At 53.9% G+C, this 18,117-nt stretch carries 15 protein-coding genes; 4 read left to right on the forward strand and 11 right to left on the reverse strand.

Translation table 11 applies throughout. The annotated features are described in order from the left end of the window. Position 1: 1 nt before the first annotated feature. The 4 genes from nuoC to lrhA all read right to left on the reverse strand — a co-directional run bounded on the left by nuoC (position 2) and on the right by lrhA (position 4,593). Positions 2-1,804, reverse strand: coding sequence for an NADH-quinone oxidoreductase subunit C/D (gene nuoC / locus L383_RS12405; protein ID WP_014884637.1), 1,803 nt, complete (start codon positions 1,802-1,804; stop codon positions 2-4). A gap of 89 nt (positions 1,805-1,893) precedes the next feature. Continuing rightward, positions 1,894-2,568 carry an NADH-quinone oxidoreductase subunit NuoB gene (nuoB, locus tag L383_RS12400; protein ID WP_003861482.1) on the reverse strand — a complete coding sequence of 225 codons (675 nt, stop codon included), beginning with the start codon at positions 2,566-2,568 and terminating at the stop codon, positions 1,894-1,896. 15 nt (positions 2,569-2,583) lie between these two features. Then, complete coding sequence (gene nuoA, locus L383_RS12395) at positions 2,584-3,024, reverse strand: NADH-quinone oxidoreductase subunit NuoA (RefSeq protein ID WP_014171000.1); 441 nt, start codon at positions 3,022-3,024, stop codon at positions 2,584-2,586. 630 nt (positions 3,025-3,654) lie between these two features. Beyond that, positions 3,655-4,593, reverse strand: a complete 939-nt coding sequence (gene lrhA, locus L383_RS12390; RefSeq protein ID WP_014884638.1) for a transcriptional regulator LrhA — start codon at positions 4,591-4,593, stop codon at positions 3,655-3,657. Positions 4,594-5,533: 940 nt separating this feature from the next. Between lrhA and alaA the strand changes: the two genes are divergently transcribed. Together alaA and yfbR are read left to right on the forward strand one after the other, a co-directional pair. Then, positions 5,534-6,748: an alanine transaminase AlaA gene (gene alaA, locus L383_RS12385; RefSeq protein WP_003861471.1), complete on the forward strand. Its 1,215-nt coding sequence runs from the start codon at positions 5,534-5,536 to the stop codon at positions 6,746-6,748. A gap of 118 nt (positions 6,749-6,866) precedes the next feature. Then, the gene (gene yfbR, locus L383_RS12380) at positions 6,867-7,466 is read left to right on the forward strand and encodes a 5'-deoxynucleotidase (protein WP_023330968.1); all 600 of its coding nucleotides are present in this window, start codon (positions 6,867-6,869) and stop codon (positions 7,464-7,466) included. Positions 7,467-7,518: 52 nt separating this feature from the next. Here yfbR and L383_RS12375 read toward each other — a convergent pair whose 3' ends face one another. The 4 genes from L383_RS12375 to yfbV form a co-directional block, all read right to left on the reverse strand. Beyond that, positions 7,519-9,351 carry an SLC13 family permease gene (locus tag L383_RS12375; protein ID WP_023330969.1) on the reverse strand — a complete coding sequence of 611 codons (1,833 nt, stop codon included), beginning with the start codon at positions 9,349-9,351 and terminating at the stop codon, positions 7,519-7,521. Positions 9,352-9,426: 75 nt separating this feature from the next. Beyond that, the gene (locus L383_RS12370) at positions 9,427-10,086 is read right to left on the reverse strand and encodes a sugar phosphatase (protein WP_023330970.1); all 660 of its coding nucleotides are present in this window, start codon (positions 10,084-10,086) and stop codon (positions 9,427-9,429) included. Positions 10,087-10,097: 11 nt separating this feature from the next. Continuing rightward, positions 10,098-10,592 carry a YfbU family protein gene (locus L383_RS12365; RefSeq protein ID WP_008502874.1) on the reverse strand — a complete coding sequence of 165 codons (495 nt, stop codon included), beginning with the start codon at positions 10,590-10,592 and terminating at the stop codon, positions 10,098-10,100. A gap of 92 nt (positions 10,593-10,684) precedes the next feature. Beyond that, positions 10,685-11,140 (reverse strand): terminus macrodomain insulation protein YfbV, encoded by a 456-nt coding sequence (gene yfbV / locus L383_RS12360; RefSeq protein ID WP_014884642.1) that lies wholly within the window; start codon positions 11,138-11,140, stop codon positions 10,685-10,687. 337 nt (positions 11,141-11,477) lie between these two features. Here yfbV and ackA point away from each other — a divergent pair, with 337 nt between their 5' ends. Further along, positions 11,478-12,680: an acetate kinase gene (gene ackA, locus L383_RS12355; RefSeq protein WP_014884643.1), complete on the forward strand. Its 1,203-nt coding sequence runs from the start codon at positions 11,478-11,480 to the stop codon at positions 12,678-12,680. Positions 12,681-12,756: 76 nt separating this feature from the next. Further along, positions 12,757-14,898 carry a phosphate acetyltransferase gene (gene pta, locus L383_RS12350; RefSeq protein ID WP_023330971.1) on the forward strand — a complete coding sequence of 714 codons (2,142 nt, stop codon included), beginning with the start codon at positions 12,757-12,759 and terminating at the stop codon, positions 14,896-14,898. Between the two features lie 43 nt (positions 14,899-14,941). On the opposite strand, the gene L383_RS12345 is transcribed toward pta, so the two are convergent. The 3 genes from L383_RS12345 to L383_RS12335 are packed head-to-tail and all read right to left on the reverse strand — an operon-like array spanning position 14,942 to position 18,106. Beyond that, a complete protein-coding gene (locus tag L383_RS12345) occupies positions 14,942-15,895 on the reverse strand; it encodes a transketolase family protein (protein WP_023330972.1) in 954 nt (317 codons plus the stop codon). Next, positions 15,888-16,718, reverse strand: a complete 831-nt coding sequence (locus L383_RS12340) for a transketolase (protein WP_023330973.1) — start codon at positions 16,716-16,718, stop codon at positions 15,888-15,890. Before L383_RS12340 ends, L383_RS12345 begins: the two co-directional genes overlap by 8 nt. Then, positions 16,715-18,106, reverse strand: a complete 1,392-nt coding sequence (locus L383_RS12335; protein WP_014884647.1) for a PTS ascorbate transporter subunit IIC — start codon at positions 18,104-18,106, stop codon at positions 16,715-16,717. The genes L383_RS12340 and L383_RS12335 overlap by 4 nt, the downstream gene beginning before the upstream one ends. Between the last annotated feature and the right edge of the window lie 11 nt (positions 18,107-18,117).

Here is an 18,117-nt window from a genome sequence, read left to right on the forward strand (position 1 = left end):
ATTAGCGGTCCACATCTGACATAACAAAATCGATACTACCCAGATACACAATCAGGTCGGAGACCAGACTGCCGCGAATGGCGGACGGGATCTGCTGCAGGTGCGCAAAGCTCGGCGTACGCACGCGGGTACGGTAGCTCATGGTGCTGCCGTCACTGGTCAGGTAGTAACTGTTAATACCCTTGGTCGCTTCAATCATCTGGAAGGATTCTTGCGCCGGCATGACCGGGCCCCAGGAAACCTGCAGGAAGTGAGTGATCAGGGTTTCGATATGTTGCAGCGTGCGCTCTTTCGGTGGCGGCGTGGTCAGCGGGTGATCCGCTTTGAACGGGCCTTCCGGCATATTGTTGAGGCACTGCTCAAGGATGCGCAGACTCTGGCGCAGTTCTTCCACTTTCAGCATCACGCGGGTGTAGCAGTCGGAAACACCGCCGCCCACCGGGACTTCAAAGTCGAAGTTCTCATAGCCAGAGTAAGGACGGGCTTTACGCACGTCGAAATCAATACCGGTCGCACGCAGACCTGCACCTGTCGTCCCCCACTCCAGCGCTTCTTTTGCGCCGTAGGCAGCAACGCCCTGGGAACGGCCTTTCAGGATGGTGTTGCGCAGTGCGGCTTTCTCGTAAGAGGCCAGACGTTTTGGCATCCAGTCAAGGAATTCACGCAGCAGACGATCCCAGCCGCGCGGCAGATCGTGTGCCACACCGCCGATACGGAACCAGGCCGGGTGCATACGGAAACCGGTAATCGCTTCCACCAGATCGTAGATTTTCTGACGATCGGTAAAGGCGAAGAAGACCGGGGTCATCGCGCCGACGTCCTGAATGAACGTGGAGATGTACAGCAGGTGGCTGTTAATACGGAACAGTTCTGACAGCATTACGCGAATCACGTTAACGCGATCCGGCGTAACGATACCCGCCAGTTTCTCAACGGCCAGCACGTAAGGCATTTCGTTGACGCAACCGCCGAGGTACTCGATACGGTCGGTATACGGAATGTAGCTGTGCCAGGACTGACGCTCGCCCATCTTCTCAGCACCACGGTGGTGGTAACCGATGTCAGGAACGCAGTCGACAATCTCTTCGCCATCAAGCTGAAGAATAATACGGAATGCACCGTGCGCAGACGGGTGGTTCGGACCGAGGTTGAGGAACATGAAGTCCTCGTTTTCGGTACCGCGCTTCATGCCCCAGTCTTCCGGCTTGAAGGTCAGTGCTTCCATCTCCAGATCCTGCTTGGCTTTGGTCAGCTCAAACGGGTCGAATTCGGTTGCACGTGCCGGGTAGTCTTTACGCAGCGGGTGGCCGGTCCAGGTCTGCGGCATCATGATGCGCGTCAGATGTGGGTGGCCGTCGAAGGTCATGCCGAACATTTCCCAGGTTTCACGCTCATACCAGTTCGCGTTCGGGAAAAGTTTGGTGATCGTCGGCAGATGCATGTCGTTTTCAGACAATGCCACCTTGAGCATGATATCCGTGTTGCGGTCTATTGAGATCAGGTGGTAGAAAACGGAAAAATCCGCAGCAGGGAGACCCTGGCGGTGAGTACGCAGACGCTCATCCATGCCGTGTAAGTCAAACAGCATGACGTAAGGTTTTGGCAATTTCTTGAGGAAATCGACCACTTCCAGTAATTGTTCACGCTTCACCCAAACAACGGGTACCCCGGTGCGGGTCGCCTGAACGGTAAAGGCATCCGGCCCAAAACGGTTGCGCAGTTCGCCAATGACGGGGTCATCCAGATGATCCCGTGTCTGCCATGCGGCTTCTTGCGCGGTTAAGTCGGTCATATTGTTCACCATTGCAAATGGTCCGTGGTGACTGTTAAGCCTGGCTTCGCGCTATTTGAGTAGTGATATGCGAAGGTGTTCTCCAGGCCCACAGGCGCAAATTAAATTTCGTCAGGCGTACGCAGGTTGGTGACGGCAATACGTTCACCACGTTTACGCTCGCGCTCAGATTGCATGTTCGCGCGGTAGACACCCTGATCGCCAACAACCCATGAAAGCGGACGACGCTCTTTACCGATAGACTCCTGCAGCAGCATCAGCGCCTGCATATAGGCTTCTGGACGCGGCGGGCAGCCCGGGATGTAAACATCCACCGGAATGAACTTATCAACGCCCTGCACAACGGAATAAATGTCGTACATGCCGCCAGAGTTTGCACATGCGCCCATGGAAATAACCCATTTTGGCTCCAGCATCTGGTCATAAAGACGCTGAATAACAGGTGCCATCTTGGTAAAGCAGGTACCGGCTACCACCATCAGGTCAGCCTGACGCGGGGATGCACGCAGTACCTCGGCGCCAAAACGCGCAACGTCATGCACCGCAGTGAATGACGTCACCATTTCAACGTAGCAGCAAGAAAGGCCAAAGTTGTAGGGCCAGATAGAGTTCTTACGACCCCAGTTGACCATATCGTGCATGGCATGTTCGAGTTTGCCCATGTACACGCTTTTGTTGACTTCTTGCTCCAGGGGGTCGGTTACGATCTCCTGTTTTTGCAGGGGGTAACGGTCATTCTCACCGTTAGGATCTATGCGGGTGAGCGTATAATCCATCTTATTGCCTCGCTGTTACTGCTGACGATTAGAGATACTGTTTTCCGGGTTGATGTGTTCACGACGTGAACGCGCAGGCGTCCAGTCAAGCGCGCCAATACGCACCAGATAAACCAGACCGGCCAGTAACACTAAAATGAAAATTGCGGCCTCGACAAAGCCCACCCAACCACTTTCGCGGATGGAGGTCGACCATGCGAACAGGTAGAGCGCTTCCACGTCGAAGATGACGAAGAACATCGCTACCAGATAGAACTTGGCAGACAGGCGTAAGCGAGCGGAACCTACTGAATCAATACCTGATTCGAAAGGTGTGTTTTTGTGCCTTGCACGGGCGCGACCGCCCAGGAACCAGCCGCCGACTAACATCAGGCAGCACAGGCCAATGGCTACAATAAGAAAGATTGCGAATGCCCAGTGATGAGCGATGACTTCTGTGGATGTTGACATACTCATTGCTTACTCATCAAAAGTGATACCGACGACACTGCTCTTGCTGGCAGATAGGCATCACATCGATTCATGGGGAGGAACAAATAACCTTACACTAACTGTCTGAAATGAGACGTAGACAGCAAAATGATGGGGTTTTTTACTCCTTTCTATAACCTTTTGTCAACTTTAACAAAGGTTTCTTCACATTAAATTACATCGAGCGATTCTCATTAACATTTGGTGCCCTTTAACCCTGGTGGGTACATGACTTTCCGTCAAATGCAGGTTGTTGAATCGTGTCCGTTTTGGAAGTAAAAAAAATAACCCTCCTATTTTGACAGGATTTGCCAACGATTCCTCCCCCCAAATAGGAGTATTTTCTTGATCTGAGACACGCTTTTGTTAATTCAACCAAAAAACCAGCAACATATTTGCTGTTTTTTTAACATCGTTAGGTTATGGATGAAGTTAGAACTGAAAACGAACAGAATTTAAGCAAAAGCATTTATGACATTGATAAATAGACCCTATTTATGAAGCCCCTTCGTCAAACAGGGATAATATTGACAAAAAAAAGCCACTGCGTGCGAAAACGACACGAGTGGCTTTTTTTTACACTTACATTTTGTTACCGGAATTTTGAGCGTTTGATCACTCAAAGTCACCTTCAACGATCAGGGAATCATCCCCTCCTTCGGAGGTAACATGCTCGTACTGCCACGGGTTATGGTAGTTTTCCATCGCCTCGAACACCACTTTCGCCAGCTCGTTATGACTGGACGCATTATGGCAAAGCAGATACTCAGTATCTGGCAGCGCAGGAAGACCATCAGATTTACCGAGAACGCGCAGGTCAGGGCTCATCATCTCCACCGGACGGGCCGTTACGCCAAGTCCTGCTTTGACGGCGGCACGCACCGCAGGCAGCGTGGACGCTACATACGCCAGACGCCATGGAATATTGGCTTCATTTAATGCCGTCAGCACCATATCGCGGAAAGGGCTCGGATCGTCCAGTAAAACCAGTGGAACGGGCTCCCCTTTTTGCAACACATATTCAGCCGCGCAATACCAGTGCGTTGGCGATCTGCGCAACGTCAGGCAATCAAACTGCCCGGGACGATGCGTGGTGACCACAAGATCGACCTTATTCTCATTTAACATCTCAACCATAAAAGCATTGCGCTTGACGCTCACATCCAGCGCAAGTTTCGGATAAACCGAACTAATTCGGTTGAGAAGAAACGGTAATATCGTATCCGCTGACTCATCAGATGCCCCTAAGGTTAACACCCCCTGAAGGTTGCTAAACATAAGTGACATACATGCTTCATCATTAAAGCGAAGAATTTTCCTGGCATAACCCAGTAGCTGAATACCGTGTTCCGTTAAGAGCTTATTGCGTCCGTGACGGGCAAAAAGCTCTTTACCGACCAGTTGCTCCAGCCGCTGCATTTGCTGGCTAACGGCGGACTGAGTTCGGCAGACGGCGGCAGCAGCTGCTGCAAAAGTGTTGAGATCGGCGACCGCAACAAACGTTCTCAGCAGATCGAGGTCGAGATTCATTATCGGACGATTTGCATTTATCATATCTATTCACTTTCAGGTTGCTCGTGCGGAGCTGCCCGGGTTGAAGCTGTGTGTGTAACAGTTAAGCAATTCCCTCTGAAGATTTTCCCTCGCATCCCGGCCCGGCAGACTGCCTGACAGATAGTTATTGTGCTGCTTTATATCAACAGTCAGAAAGCACGTTTCATGACGATATTTTTATTCTCTTAAACGTTCAGGATATTTAGATGTTCGCAGGTTTATGTAAATTACATTAAAGGCGTGACACCTTTTCTGCCATCTTTATCGCAGCGCTGTCAACGTAGCAGGAGATGTTTTACACATTCCAGCCAGAGATAACTCTAACAATAACAATCAATTAAATCGGAAAACCAGTTTCAGATATACAACATTTGGGTATCTTTCATCTGCTTTACCTAAAGACATCTTAACCCAAATCCACTTTATTTATAAGTCTTATTGCAATATTAAGGAGTAAAGCGCTTTGTTAAGCTTCTCAACTAATTTTATTAAAATTAACTAAAGTTGCATTTTGTTGGTTAATAATAAATAAATTTTAATTTCGATTAAGGTCATTCATTAATAACACTTAACATTATTTTCACATGAGTAACTTTTAGCCGCTGCAGGCTATTACTGCAAGATTTTTTCAACACTCAGGTTTTACGAAAAGTCACGCAGCGTGACTTCTGTCTCTCCTCTACGGGTCATTTATTTTACACCGGGATAATATCCATTTTTTACAATGATTTTCAGCACAATCACCCTTAACCAGCGCATTTGACCATACGTTACGACAGTAAAATCGTCAACAAACAGCAAAAAAGATTCACCAGAATTTCACAACATGCGCAAAATCTTCTACTGCACACCCTTCAAAACGAAGCGTGGGGGGAGTACATTATTCCGTGCTGACTTCCACGGCAGGGAGTGGCAATAATAGCGAAAAGGTTAAAGGTTCATGTCCCCTATCGAAAAATCCAGCAAGCTAGATAACGTCTGTTATGACATCCGTGGCCCGGTTCTGAAAGAGGCAAAACGCCTTGAGGAAGAAGGCAATAAGGTTCTGAAGCTCAACATTGGTAACCCTGCGCCATTTGGTTTTGAAGCGCCGGATGAGATTCTGGTTGATGTGATCCGCAACCTGCCCACAGCGCAAGGCTATTGCGACTCAAAAGGACTTTATTCCGCACGTAAAGCCATTATGCAGCACTACCAGGCTCGTGGCATGCGTGACGTTACCGTAGAAGATATCTACATTGGCAACGGTGTATCTGAACTGATCGTCCAGGCCATGCAGGCGCTGCTGAACAGCGGTGACGAAATGCTGGTTCCCGCGCCAGACTATCCGCTGTGGACGGCTGCCGTATCACTGTCCAGCGGTAAAGCTGTCCATTATCTTTGCGACGAATCCTCTGACTGGTTCCCGGATCTGGATGATATTCGCGCGAAGATTACCCCTCGCACGCGCGGCATCGTAATTATCAACCCGAACAACCCGACGGGCGCGGTCTACTCAAAAGAGCTGTTGATGGAGATCGTTGAGATCGCCCGCCAGCACAACCTGATCATTTTTGCCGACGAAATTTACGACAAGATCCTCTATGACGCGGCGCAACACCACTCCATTGCCGCGCTGGCCCCGGACCTGTTGACTGTTACCTTTAACGGCCTGTCTAAAACCTACCGTGTGGCCGGTTTCCGCCAGGGCTGGATGGTACTCAACGGCCCGAAAAAGCACGCCAAAGGCTATATTGAAGGGCTGGAAATGCTGGCGTCTATGCGTCTTTGCGCCAACGTGCCGGCACAGCATGCAATCCAGACCGCGCTCGGTGGCTATCAGAGCATCAGCGAGTTTATCGTCCCTGGAGGCCGCCTGTACGAACAGCGTAACCGCGCGTGGGAGCTGATCAACGATATCCCGGGCGTCTCCTGCGTGAAGCCAAATGGGGCGCTCTATATGTTCCCGAAAATCGACGCGAAGCGCTTCAATATTCACGACGATCAGAAGATGGTGCTCGATTTCCTGTTGCAGGAAAAAGTGCTGCTGGTTCAGGGGACGGCATTTAACTGGCCGTGGCCGGACCATGTGCGTATCGTGACGCTGCCGCGCGAGGACGATCTCGAAATGGCTATCAGCCGCTTCGGGCGATTCCTCTCAGGTTATCATCAGTAATGTAGCCATTCTGCCGGGTAGCGCTGCGCTTACCCGGCCTACAAAATCCGCAAATTTGCATCTTGCCTCCCCTCCCCGCACAATGAAGTCCTGTCGCAGTGAAGACAAAAGGTAACCTATGAGTCAGAGTCATTTCTTTGCCCACCTCTCCCGCCTGAAACTCATCAACCGCTGGCCGCTGATGCGCAACGTGCGAACAGAGAACGTATCAGAGCACAGTCTTCAGGTTGCCATGGTCGCGCACGCGCTGGCCGCCATTAAAAACCGCAAATTTAACGGGCAGGTGAATGCCGAGCGCATCGCATTGCTGGCGATGTACCACGACGCGTCAGAAGTGTTAACCGGTGATCTGCCGACACCGGTGAAATATTTCAACTCGCAGATTGCGCAGGAATATAAGGCCATTGAGAAAATCGCCCAGCAGAAGTTGATCGACATGGTGCCGGAGGAGCTGCGCGATATCTTTGAACCGCTCATCGACGAGCATCAGTATACGGAAGATGAAAAGTCGCTGGTCAAACAGGCCGACGCGCTGTGCGCCTATCTGAAGTGTCTTGAAGAGTTGTCTGCGGGCAATAACGAGTTTTTACTGGCGAAAACGCGTCTGGAAAAAACGCTGGCATCCCGCCGCAGCGAAGAGATGGACTACTTCATGCAGGTGTTTGTGCCGAGCTTCCATTTATCGCTGGATGAGATTAGCCAGGATTCACCGTTGTAATTTTAGCCGGGTGGCGGCTTCGCCTTACCCGGCCTACGTTTCTGCGCTCACGCTAAAACGGGAATAAAACCGGAATTAACACCACGCACACCACCATCACCAGCACGGTGAATGGCACGCCAATCTTTACAAAATCACTGAATTTATAATTTCCTGGCCCCAGCACCAGCGTATTGACCGGGGATGAAACCGGCGTCATAAATGCCGCGGAAGCCGCCATCGCCACCATCATCGCAAACGGGTAGGGTGACACGCCCATGGATTTCGCCATCGCCAGCGCAATGGGTGCCATCAGCACCGCCGTGGCGGTATTGGAGATAAACAACCCGATCGTGGCGCACATAATGAACAGGCACACCATCATCAAATACGGTCCGTACCCGCCGCCCATGTCCATGAGCCCTTTAACGATTAAATCTACCCCGCCGGTTTTTTGCAGCGCGAGGGCAAAAGGCATCATCCCCACGATAAGAATGATGCTCGGCCAGTGAATGGCTTTATAAGCGCTCTCGGCGTCGATACAGCGGAATTTCCCCATCAGCAGACAGGCAATGATGGCGGCTATGGGGTTTGGAATTTCATCGGTCAGCATCAGCGCGACCATCAGCACCAGACAAAAAATCGCGTGCGGCGCCTGGCTGTGCGCCGGAGACGCATCGCTCTCCTCAACCGGCATGTTGAGCACCACAAAATCACGCCCTTTTTGCCCGAGTTGGCTAATCAACTTCCAGTTTCCCACCACAAGGAAGATATCCCCCAGCAGGATCGGTTCATCCACGACGGCCCCTTCCATCGCCACGCCGTCGCGCTTCAGCCCCACGACGTTCAGACCATACCGGGTGCGGAACCCCATTTCGCGCACGGTTTTGCCCAACAGTTCGGACTCGGGGATCAGCGAGACTTCAGCCATACCGACATCCAGCGCCTGATCGGAGAAATACTCCCCGCGCAGCACCATTGGCTCCAGCAGTTGTTCGCTGCAGAACTCGCGCAAATCCACATCCGCAGTGGACATATCGATCAGCAGGACGTCACGCGCCCGAAATTCCGATACGCCATTGACGTTGACGATCACCCGGCGAAAACGGCGCCAGCGTTCCACGCCGATCACGTTCGCCCCATAGCGCTCGCGCAGTTTCAGGTCGTCAAGACGCTGGCCGACCATCGGCGAGCCGGGGCGAATGGCCAGACGCCGAGCCCGCCCGGTGAGGCGGTACTCTTTGATGAGATCGCGGAAAGTGCGCCGCTTCCACCCGTCTTTGTTTCTGTCCTGGTTCTCGCCTTTCAGGGCAAAACGGGTCAGCAGCATATAGACCACGCCCATCGCCAGAATCACCAGACCCAACGGGGTGACGCTGAAAAAGCTGAAGCCCTGAAAACCTTCCCGCAGCAGCTCACTGTTGACGACCAGGTTCGGCGGCGTCGCCACCAGCGTCATCATACCGCTTATCAAACCGGCAAAACTCAGAGGCATCATCAGTCGCGACGGCGAGCTTTGCATCCGCATGGAGACGCTCAGTACCACCGGGATAAAAATAGCGACCACGCCCGTTGAGCTCATAAACGCCCCCAGCCCGGCAACCGTCAGCATCAGATAGATCAGCATTTTGGTTTCACTGCTGCCGGCCACTTTAACCAGCCACGCGCCCACGATGGTCGCCACACCGGTGCGCACCAGGCCGTCGCCAATAATAAACAGGGCGGCAATCAGGATAACGTTAGGATCGCTGAACCCGGAGAAAGCTTCCGGTAGCGTAAGCGTGCCGCTCAGCACAAACGCGACGATGACAAACAGGGCAACGGCATCCATGCGCACCTTGCCTGTGGCGAAGAGAATAATGGCGATTAAAAGCAGGCTCAGGACCCAAATCAGTTCACCGTTCACAACCTATCCTTGTCAGTGGAAGATGAGGAATTTTGCCATAAAAAAGCCCCAGCAACGTGGGGCTAAATCATGGGATTACATTTTTAGCGAGACGGTTACAACGCCATCGGGCGCCTTAGACACCGCCAGTGCCGTCAGGGAATCCAGCACAAAGTCCGCCTCACTCAGCCGGGGAGACCCCGCCGGAACGTTAACGGCAATGACGTGACTCCCGGCGTTCAGCCCGGCCAGCACGCCGGCCGCCGCGTCTTCCACGACCACGCACTCAGCGGGAGCGAGACCCAGCAGTTCAGCGCCAAGCAGAAACGCATCCGGCTCTGGCTTGCCGCGTTTAACGCGTTCAGCGGTAATGAACACCTCGGGCTTCGGTAATCCGGCCGCTTTGTGACGGGCATGCGCGACCGGAACAGAGCCGGACGTGACGATAGCCCACGGGATCTGCGCTTCGTTAAGATGTTCAAGCAGTTCGCGTGCGCCAGGCAATGCAGTGATACCCTCCGTATCGGTGGCCTCAATCTGCTCCAGGTATGTGAACTCCGCCTGAATCTCCTCCTCAGAACGCCCCGCTAAGAAGTGCCGCAATGAGGTTATGGCCTGCTTGCCATGGATGAAATTCAGTACGTCCTGATGGTCGATACCGTGCCTGTCAGCCCAATGGCACCATGAACGCTCCACAACCGGCAGCGAATCCACCAGCGTACCGTCCAGATCAAACAGAAAACCTCTACACTGCACACGCACCTCCGTCAGGCATTAATGATTTGTTGAATTTCGTTGCTGCTTAAATGGTACTGACGCGGACAGGCGTGCCACGCGCTCAGCATGCGCTGGTATTTATCCCACATTGGGGTCTGCGCGTTAAAGCCGTGGGTACCCGCATCGAAGTGGGTATAACGCCCCTCGGTATTCACCATAAAGCGGACATAGCTCAGATAACGCGCTTCCGTCGCTGCATCAAAGCCTAAGAAGGTGACACGGCGCTCGTCAATGGACTGCTGATCTTTGAGATTAGTCCAGGAAACATGCAGGGCGTGGTACATCTCCATAATGTCGATCACGATGCGGCAGGTTTCTTCTTTCAGCTCACCAAACTCGCGGTCCAGTTCGCGCATTTGCAAACCAAACCCCCGTTCGACGATAGTCTGCAGGCGGCTGTAGCGCGCAGCGTTATCGGGATCAAGCATTGTCATCATTTTGTACTGGTTAGACAAAATCAGACGTTGAGCATGGGTCATTTCCATCTTTCGACTCCTGTAGCGCATTGCACTGTAAAAAAAAGACACGGTAACGGTTTGTTACTGTGCCTTTTTTTGTTAGTCGTTTCGATGATCAATCACAAGTCATCGAGGAATGTTTTATCCAACTGCTTAAAAGCGCGCTTTAACGTATCCGCCAGCGCCTGGTAATCCGGCTTGCCTTCAACCGGAGCAAGCGCCTGCCCGGCCTCCTCCAGTTTTCCACGGACTTCATAAAACCAGTGTAAAATAGAAGGTGGCAGTGGCGTGATGGACCGTTTTCCTAACCACCACAGCCCCTGCATCGGCAGGCTTAACGCAAAGAGTGCTGTCGCCACGGCCGGGCCAAGCTGTCCGCCTAACGCTATTTGCCAGCACAGGGTAAAAATGGCGACAGGGGGCATAAAGCGAATCGCGTAGCGCGTGGCGCGGATGGTGCGATTCTCAATAAACATTGGCGCAAGGCGCTTTTCCATCGGCCACGTCTTTGCGTAATGCTGTCCCCGACGAAACAGACTGAAGAAATTCACGGTAGGGGTTTCGGGTGTCGACATGGCTGTACCTCAACTTCACGTATAAAAATTAAAATTTTTGTGCAAAACCACAACAGGCTATGACAACGTTCAAAATATTTTGTCATCGCTACCCCGTATCGGGTATCCTGTGCCAGCCTGATTGGGCCATAGACGAGAATCATTCACTCGTCAAATTATCGCACATTATGCCATTGGCTGAAAATTGTGCAAAATGGCATAAAATCATAGTTATTTCTTCCATCATGCCACAATGTTCGTTTGGCATGATGTTAATCATAAATGTCCGAGTCATCATGCGTTACGCTGTTAGACTCACTGACGTTTTTTTAGCCACGTATCAATAATAGGTACTTCCATGTCGAGTAAGTTAGTACTGGTTCTGAACTGCGGTAGCTCCTCACTGAAATTCGCCATCATCGATGCGCTCAACGGTGACGAGTACCTCTCTGGTTTGGCCGAATGTTTCCATCTGCCTGAAGCACGTATCAAGTGGAAGATGGACGGCAGCAAACAAGAAGCGGCTTTAGGTGCAGGCGCCGCTCACAGTGAAGCGCTGAACTTTATCGTTAACACTATTCTGGCACAAAAACCAGAACTGTCTGCTCAGCTGACTGCGATTGGTCACCGTATCGTCCACGGCGGCGAAAAATACACCAGCTCCGTCGTGATCGACGAATCTGTTATCCAGGGCATCAAAGATTCTGCCTCTTTTGCTCCGCTGCACAACCCGGCGCACCTGATCGGTATCGCTGAAGCGCTGAAATCCTTCCCGAATCTGAAAGACAAAAACGTGGCCGTGTTCGACACCGCGTTCCATCAGACCATGCCGGAAGAGTCTTACCTCTATGCCCTGCCATACAGCCTGTACAAAGAGCACGGCGTACGTCGTTACGGCGCGCACGGCACCAGCCACTTCTTTGTGACTCAGGAAGCCGCAAAAATCCTGAACAAACCTGTTGAAGAAGTGAACATCATCACCTGCCATCTGGGCAACGGTGGTTCTGTTTCTGCTATCCGCAACGGTAAATGTGTTGATACCTCCATGGGTCTGACCCCGCTGGAAGGTCTGGTGATGGGTACCCGTTCCGGTGACATCGACCCGGCGATCATCTTCCACCTGCACGACACTCTGGGCATGAGCGTTGACGACATCAACAAAATGCTGACTAAAGAGTCTGGCCTGCTGGGTCTGACCGAAGTCACCAGCGACTGCCGCTATGTTGAAGACAACTACGCAGAGAAAGCAGACGCTAAACGTGCAATGGACGTTTACTGCCACCGTCTGGCGAAATACATCGGTTCTTACACTGCGCTGATGGACGGTCGTCTGGACGCGGTTATCTTCACCGGTGGTATCGGTGAGAACGCGGCTATGGTTCGCGAACTGTCCCTGGGCAAACTGGGCGTTCTGGGCTTCGACGTTGATCACGAGCGTAACCTGGCTGCGCGTTTCGGCAAGTCTGGCTTCATCAACAAAGAAGGCACCCGTCCGGCTATCGTTATCCCAACTAACGAAGAGCTGGTCATCGCGCAAGACGCACACCGCCTGACTGCCTGATTCCACACCGCCAGCAATGCTGGCGGTGCTGTTTTGTAACCCGCCCCGTGTCGGCGGTAACGAAAGAGGATAAACCGTGTCCCGTACTATTATGCTGATCCCTACCGGAACCAGCGTCGGCCTGACCAGCGTCAGCCTTGGCGTAATCCGTGCTATGGAACGCAAAGGCGTTCGTCTGAGCGTCTTTAAGCCAATCGCCCAGCCTCGTGCCGGTGGCGATGCGCCTGACCAGACCACCACCATCGTTCGCAAAAACTCCAATCTGCCTGCGGCTGAACCGCTGAAGATGAGTCACGTTGAGTCGCTGCTCTCCAGCAATCAAAAAGACGTTTTGATGGAAGAGATCATCGCCAACTACCATGCAAATGCGCAGGACGCAGAAGTGGTGCTGGTTGAAGGTCTGGTCCCGACGCGCAAACACCAGTTTGCTCAGTCTCTGAACTTTGAAATCGCGAAAACCCTGAACGCAGAGATCGTTTTCGTCATGTCCCAGGGCACTGATACCCCGGAACAGCTGAACGAGCGTATCGAACTGACACGCAGCAGCTTCGGCGGCACGAAAAACACCAACATCACCGGCGTGATCGTGAACAAACTGAACGCCCCGGTTGACGATCAGGGCCGTACTCGCCCAGACCTGTCTGAGATCTTCGACGACTCTTCCAAAGCGAAGGTCGTCAAAGTTGATCCGGCGAAACTGCAGGATTCCAGCCCGCTGCCTGTTCTCGGCGCGGTACCCTGGAGCTTCGATCTGATTGCCACCCGTGCAATCGATATGGCGCGTCACCTGAACGCGACCATCGTTAACGAAGGCGATATCAATACCCGCCGCGTGAAGTCCGTGACCTTCTGTGCGCGTAGCATTCCGCACATGCTGGAACACTTCCGCGCTGGTTCCCTGCTGGTAACGTCAGCCGATCGTCCTGACGTGCTGGTTGCAGCGTGTCTGGCGGCGATGAACGGCGTAGAGATCGGTGCCATCCTGCTGACCGGCGCTTACGAGATGGACCCACGCGTGAGCAAGCTGTGCGAACGCGCGTTTGCCACTGGCCTGCCGGTCTTCATGGTGAATACCAACACCTGGCAGACCTCCCTGAGCCTGCAGAGCTTCAACCTGGAAGTGCCGGTTGATGACCACGAGCGTATCGAGAAAGTTCAGGAATACGTTGCAGGTTACATCAACGCAGACTGGATCGAATCCCTGACCGCGACCTCCGAGCGCAGCCGCCGTCTGTCTCCTCCTGCATTCCGTTACCAGCTGACCGAGCTGGCGCGTAAAGCGGGCAAACGCGTTGTTCTGCCAGAAGGTGACGAACCACGTACCGTTAAAGCGGCGGCTATCTGTGCAGAGCGCGGCATCGCGACCTGTGTGCTGCTGGGTAACCCGGATGAGATCAACCGCGTTGCGGCGTCTCAGGGCGTTGAGCTGGGTGCGGGCATCGAAATCGTTGACCCTGAAGTGGTTCGTGAAAGCTACGTTGCCCGTCTGGTTGAACTGCGTAAGAGCAAGGGCATGACCGAAGCCGTTGCGCGCGAGCAGCTGGAAGACAACGTGGTGCTGGGTACGCTGATGCTGGAGCAGGACGAAGTTGACGGTCTGGTTTCCGGTGCAGTTCACACCACCGCAAACACCATTCGTCCACCGCTGCAGCTGATCAAAACCGCACCGGGCAGTTCTCTGGTCTCCTCCGTGTTCTTCATGCTGCTGCCTGAACAGGTTTATGTTTACGGCGACTGCGCGATCAACCCGGATCCAACCGCAGAGCAGCTGGCTGAGATCGCTATTCAGTCCGCAGATTCCGCGACTGCCTTCGGCATCGAGCCGCGCGTTGCGATGCTCTCCTACTCCACCGGTACTTCTGGTGCAGGTAGCGACGTAGAGAAAGTGCGTGAAGCGACCCGTATTGCTCAGGAAAAACGTCCGGATCTGATGATCGACGGTCCGCTGCAGTACGACGCCGCCGTGATGGCTGACGTGGCAAAATCCAAAGCGCCGAACTCTCCGGTTGCAGGTCGCGCTACCGTGTTCATCTTCCCGGATCTGAACACCGGTAACACCACCTATAAAGCGGTACAGCGTTCAGCAGACCTGATCTCCATCGGGCCAATGCTGCAGGGTATGCGCAAACCTGTGAACGACCTGTCCCGTGGTGCGCTGGTTGACGATATCGTCTATACCATCGCGCTGACGGCGATCCAGTCTTCACAGCAGCAGTAACGTTTAAAGCAAGAAAGGCGACCACAAAGGGTCGCCTTTTTTATTACAGCAGCTCTCGCGCCGCCGACACGATGTCATGTGCCGTCAGGCCGTACTCCTTCTGCAGGAAGTCCTGCGTCCCCACCTGACCGTAACGCTCTTTCACCCCCACGCGGCGCATTGGCACCGGGCAGGTTTCCACCAGCACTTCCGCCACCGCCGAGCCAAGGCCGTTGTGAATGCTGTGGTTTTCACAGGTCACGATGCGCCCGGTTTTCTCAGCGTAGTTTTTCACCAGCATGCGGTCGATGGGCTTCAGGGTGAACATATCAATAACCGCTGCACTGACCCCCTCCTGCTCCAGCTGACGCGCCGCCTCCAGCGCTTCCGCTACCATAATGCCATTGGCGATAAGCGTTATATCGCTTCCCTCACGCAGCACGTTGCCTTCGCCGATGGTGAAGGTTGAGCCCGGCGCATACACGCTCGGGGCCTGCTTACGGATGGTGCGTACCCAGTAGAAGCCTTCCAGATCGATAAGCTGGCGCAGCACATCGTCAAACATCACCGCGTCGGTCACCTCCAGCACCACCGAGTGCGCCAGACCGCGCACGATGCCCATATCCTCGAACGACATATGCGTCCCGCCGTTGTGACAGGCCGTCACGCCAGCATCCGAGGCTATCACCTTCACGTTGTTACGCTGATAGTCCAGGGACATAAACAGCTGGTCGAAGCAGCGTCGGCTGGCAAACGCGGTGAACGTATGCACGAACGGTTTGCGACCGGTGAGCGACAGCCCGGCAGCTGTACCGATCACGTTGGCCTCCATGATGCCGCAGTTAATCACGTGCTGCGGATAATCGCGCGCCACGCCGTCCATCGCCATCGAACTCATCAGGTCCGCTTCCAGGGCGATAATCTCGCTTCCGGCCTCAATCTGCTTTGCCACGAAGCCCGCGTAGACCTTGCGCATCTCAACGGCGTCTTTCTGTCCTGCCGGTGCAACCTTAATCATGTGAAGCCTCCAGTTGGCGAATCGTCTCGTTGAGGGCCGCTTTGCTCTCCGCGGTCAATCGCAGGTGGTGCGAATTGCTGAGCTGTTCGAGATACGGCACCCCCTGCCCTTTAATGCTGTCGAGGATCACCACCTGCGGGCGGGCGTCTTTCGCCGGCACGCGCGACGTCACGTCCAGCAGCGCCGGAATGTCGTCTCCCTTCACGGTCACCACGTCAAAACCAAAGGCACGGAATTTCCCTTCGAGGTCAAACGCGCAAATGATTTCATCCAGTTCGCCATCCAGCTGCTGTTTGTTCCAGTCGACGAATACCGTCAGATTGTTCAGACGATGGTGGGCAATAAACTGGAAGGCTTCCCAGCACTGTCCCTCGTTCAGCTCGCCGTCACCGACAATGCAGAAAACCCGATTCGGTCGCCCCGAGAGCTTGTGCGATAGCGCCATCCCGCCAGCAATGGAAATCCCCTGCCCCAGCGAACCGGTGGTCGCATCCACGCCGCGTGTTTTCAGGCGATCCGGATGGCTCGGCAGGCGCGTACCGTTCTGGTTCAGGGTGCTCAGTTCCTCCACCGGGAAGTAGCCCTTGATCGCCAGCGTGCTGTACAGCGCCGGGCCCGCATGGCCCTTTGACAGGACAAAATAATCTCGCTCTGGCCAGTCCGGATCTGCCGGGTCGATTTTCATCACCGCGCCGTACAGCACGGCCAGCGTTTCGACCACCGACATGCTGCCGCCGTAGTGTCCAAATCCGAGCTGCGTCAGCGATTTCAGCGTCTCAAGGCGAATCTGGCGCGCCAGCTCGGTTATCTCATTCTCATTCATGATTTGGCTCCGGTATTTTCCTGCGCGTTACCGCCCGCAGGTTTGTTTTTCGCAAACAGGTTGTAGGCCACCAGCAGCGCGAACAGCGCCACGACCAGCCCGGTGATGGCAAGCGGTGACAGGAAGCGCGCCAGGTTACCGAGCACAATCCCCACCGCGCCGAAATCGGCGTCCGAGAAGGTGGTGTTAGCAAAGCCAATCGCGCCCAGCACCGGCAGCAGCAGAACCGGCAGGAAGGTAATCAGCAGACCATTGGCGAAGGCGCCTATCATTGCCCCGCGACGTCCGCCGGTGGCATTACCGAACACGCCCGCCGTTGCACCGGTAAAGAAGTGCGGCACGACGCCCGGGAGGATCAGCACCCAGCTGAACTGCCCGCAGATGAACAGCCCGACAATTCCCCCGAGGAAGCTGAACAGGAAGCCAATCAGCACGGCATTTGGCGCATAGGGGTAGACCACCGGGCAGTCCAGCGCGGGGCGTGCGTTCGGCACCAGTTTTTCAGAGAAGCCGGTAAAGGCCGGGACGATTTCCGCCAGAATCAGGCGCACGCCCTGCAGGATGATGAAAACGCCCGCCGCGAAGGTGATCGCCATGATAATGGCGTAAACCAGGTAGTTCTGACCGCCGCTGAAGGTGGCTTCGACGTACTCCCGCCCGGCGCTCACCGCCATGATCAGGTAGATAATCATCATCGTCAGGGAGATAGAGATCGAACTGTCGCGCAGGAAGCTCAGGTTCTTCGGCAGGTTCATCTCTTCGGTTGAACGAGAGCCTTTGCCGACCTTGCTGCCAATCCAGCCGGACAGCACGTAGCCCAGGGTGCCGAAGTGGCCGAAGGCGATCTCATCGTTACCGGTGATGCGCTTCATGTAACGCTGCGCAATGGCCGGGAAGAAAGCCATAATCAGGCCGAGGATCAGCGATCCGGTAAAGACCAGCCCTACCCCCTCAAAGCCCGCCACGGTGAGAATTACGCCAATCATGCACGCCATGTAAAACGTGTGGTGCCCGGTCAGGAAGATGTACTTCAGACGGGTAAAGCGCGCGACGATAATATTCGCTACCATCCCAAACGCCATAATCAGCGCGGTAGAGGCTCCGTATTTTTCCAGCGCAATCGAAACAATCGCTTCATTATTGGGAATGATGCCCTGAATATTAAAGGCGTGCTCGAACATACCCCCCAATGGATTTAATGACCCCACCAGCACCGTGGCGCCACCGCCCAGCACAATAAAACCAAGAATCGTTTTAATGGTTCCCTTCACCACATCTGAAAACGCTTTTTTCTGCGCAACCAGACCGATCAAGGCAATTAATCCGACCAGCACCGAAGGGACTTTTAAAATATCAACAACGAAATTCAGCGTTTCAAGGATAAACATATCCACCTCGC

It is taken from the genome of Enterobacter sp. MGH 37, from assembly GCF_000534515.1.
GTDB classification, from domain to species: domain Bacteria; phylum Pseudomonadota; class Gammaproteobacteria; order Enterobacterales; family Enterobacteriaceae; genus Enterobacter; species Enterobacter kobei.

Bases quoted from the DNA above. Each gene is read 5' to 3' on its own strand.
- nuoC (WP_014884637.1), bottom strand. From the start codon at position 1,804: ATGGTGAACAATATGACCGACTTAACCGCGCAAGAAGCCGCATGGCAG.
- nuoB (WP_003861482.1), bottom strand. From the start codon at position 2,568: ATGGATTATACGCTCACCCGCATAGATCCTAACGGTGAGAATGACCGT.
- nuoA (WP_014171000.1), bottom strand. From the start codon at position 3,024: ATGAGTATGTCAACATCCACAGAAGTCATCGCTCATCACTGGGCATTC.
- lrhA (WP_014884638.1), bottom strand. From the start codon at position 4,593: ATGATAAATGCAAATCGTCCGATAATGAATCTCGACCTCGATCTGCTG.
- alaA (WP_003861471.1), top strand. From the start codon at position 5,534: ATGTCCCCTATCGAAAAATCCAGCAAGCTAGATAACGTCTGTTATGAC.
- yfbR (WP_023330968.1), top strand. From the start codon at position 6,867: ATGAGTCAGAGTCATTTCTTTGCCCACCTCTCCCGCCTGAAACTCATC.
- L383_RS12365 (WP_008502874.1), bottom strand. From the start codon at position 10,592: ATGGAAATGACCCATGCTCAACGTCTGATTTTGTCTAACCAGTACAAA.
- yfbV (WP_014884642.1), bottom strand. From the start codon at position 11,140: ATGTCGACACCCGAAACCCCTACCGTGAATTTCTTCAGTCTGTTTCGT.
- ackA (WP_014884643.1), top strand. From the start codon at position 11,478: ATGTCGAGTAAGTTAGTACTGGTTCTGAACTGCGGTAGCTCCTCACTG.
- L383_RS12345 (WP_023330972.1), bottom strand. From the start codon at position 15,895: ATGATTAAGGTTGCACCGGCAGGACAGAAAGACGCCGTTGAGATGCGC.
- L383_RS12340 (WP_023330973.1), bottom strand. From the start codon at position 16,718: ATGAATGAGAATGAGATAACCGAGCTGGCGCGCCAGATTCGCCTTGAG.
- L383_RS12335 (WP_014884647.1), bottom strand. From the start codon at position 18,106: ATGTTTATCCTTGAAACGCTGAATTTCGTTGTTGATATTTTAAAAGTC.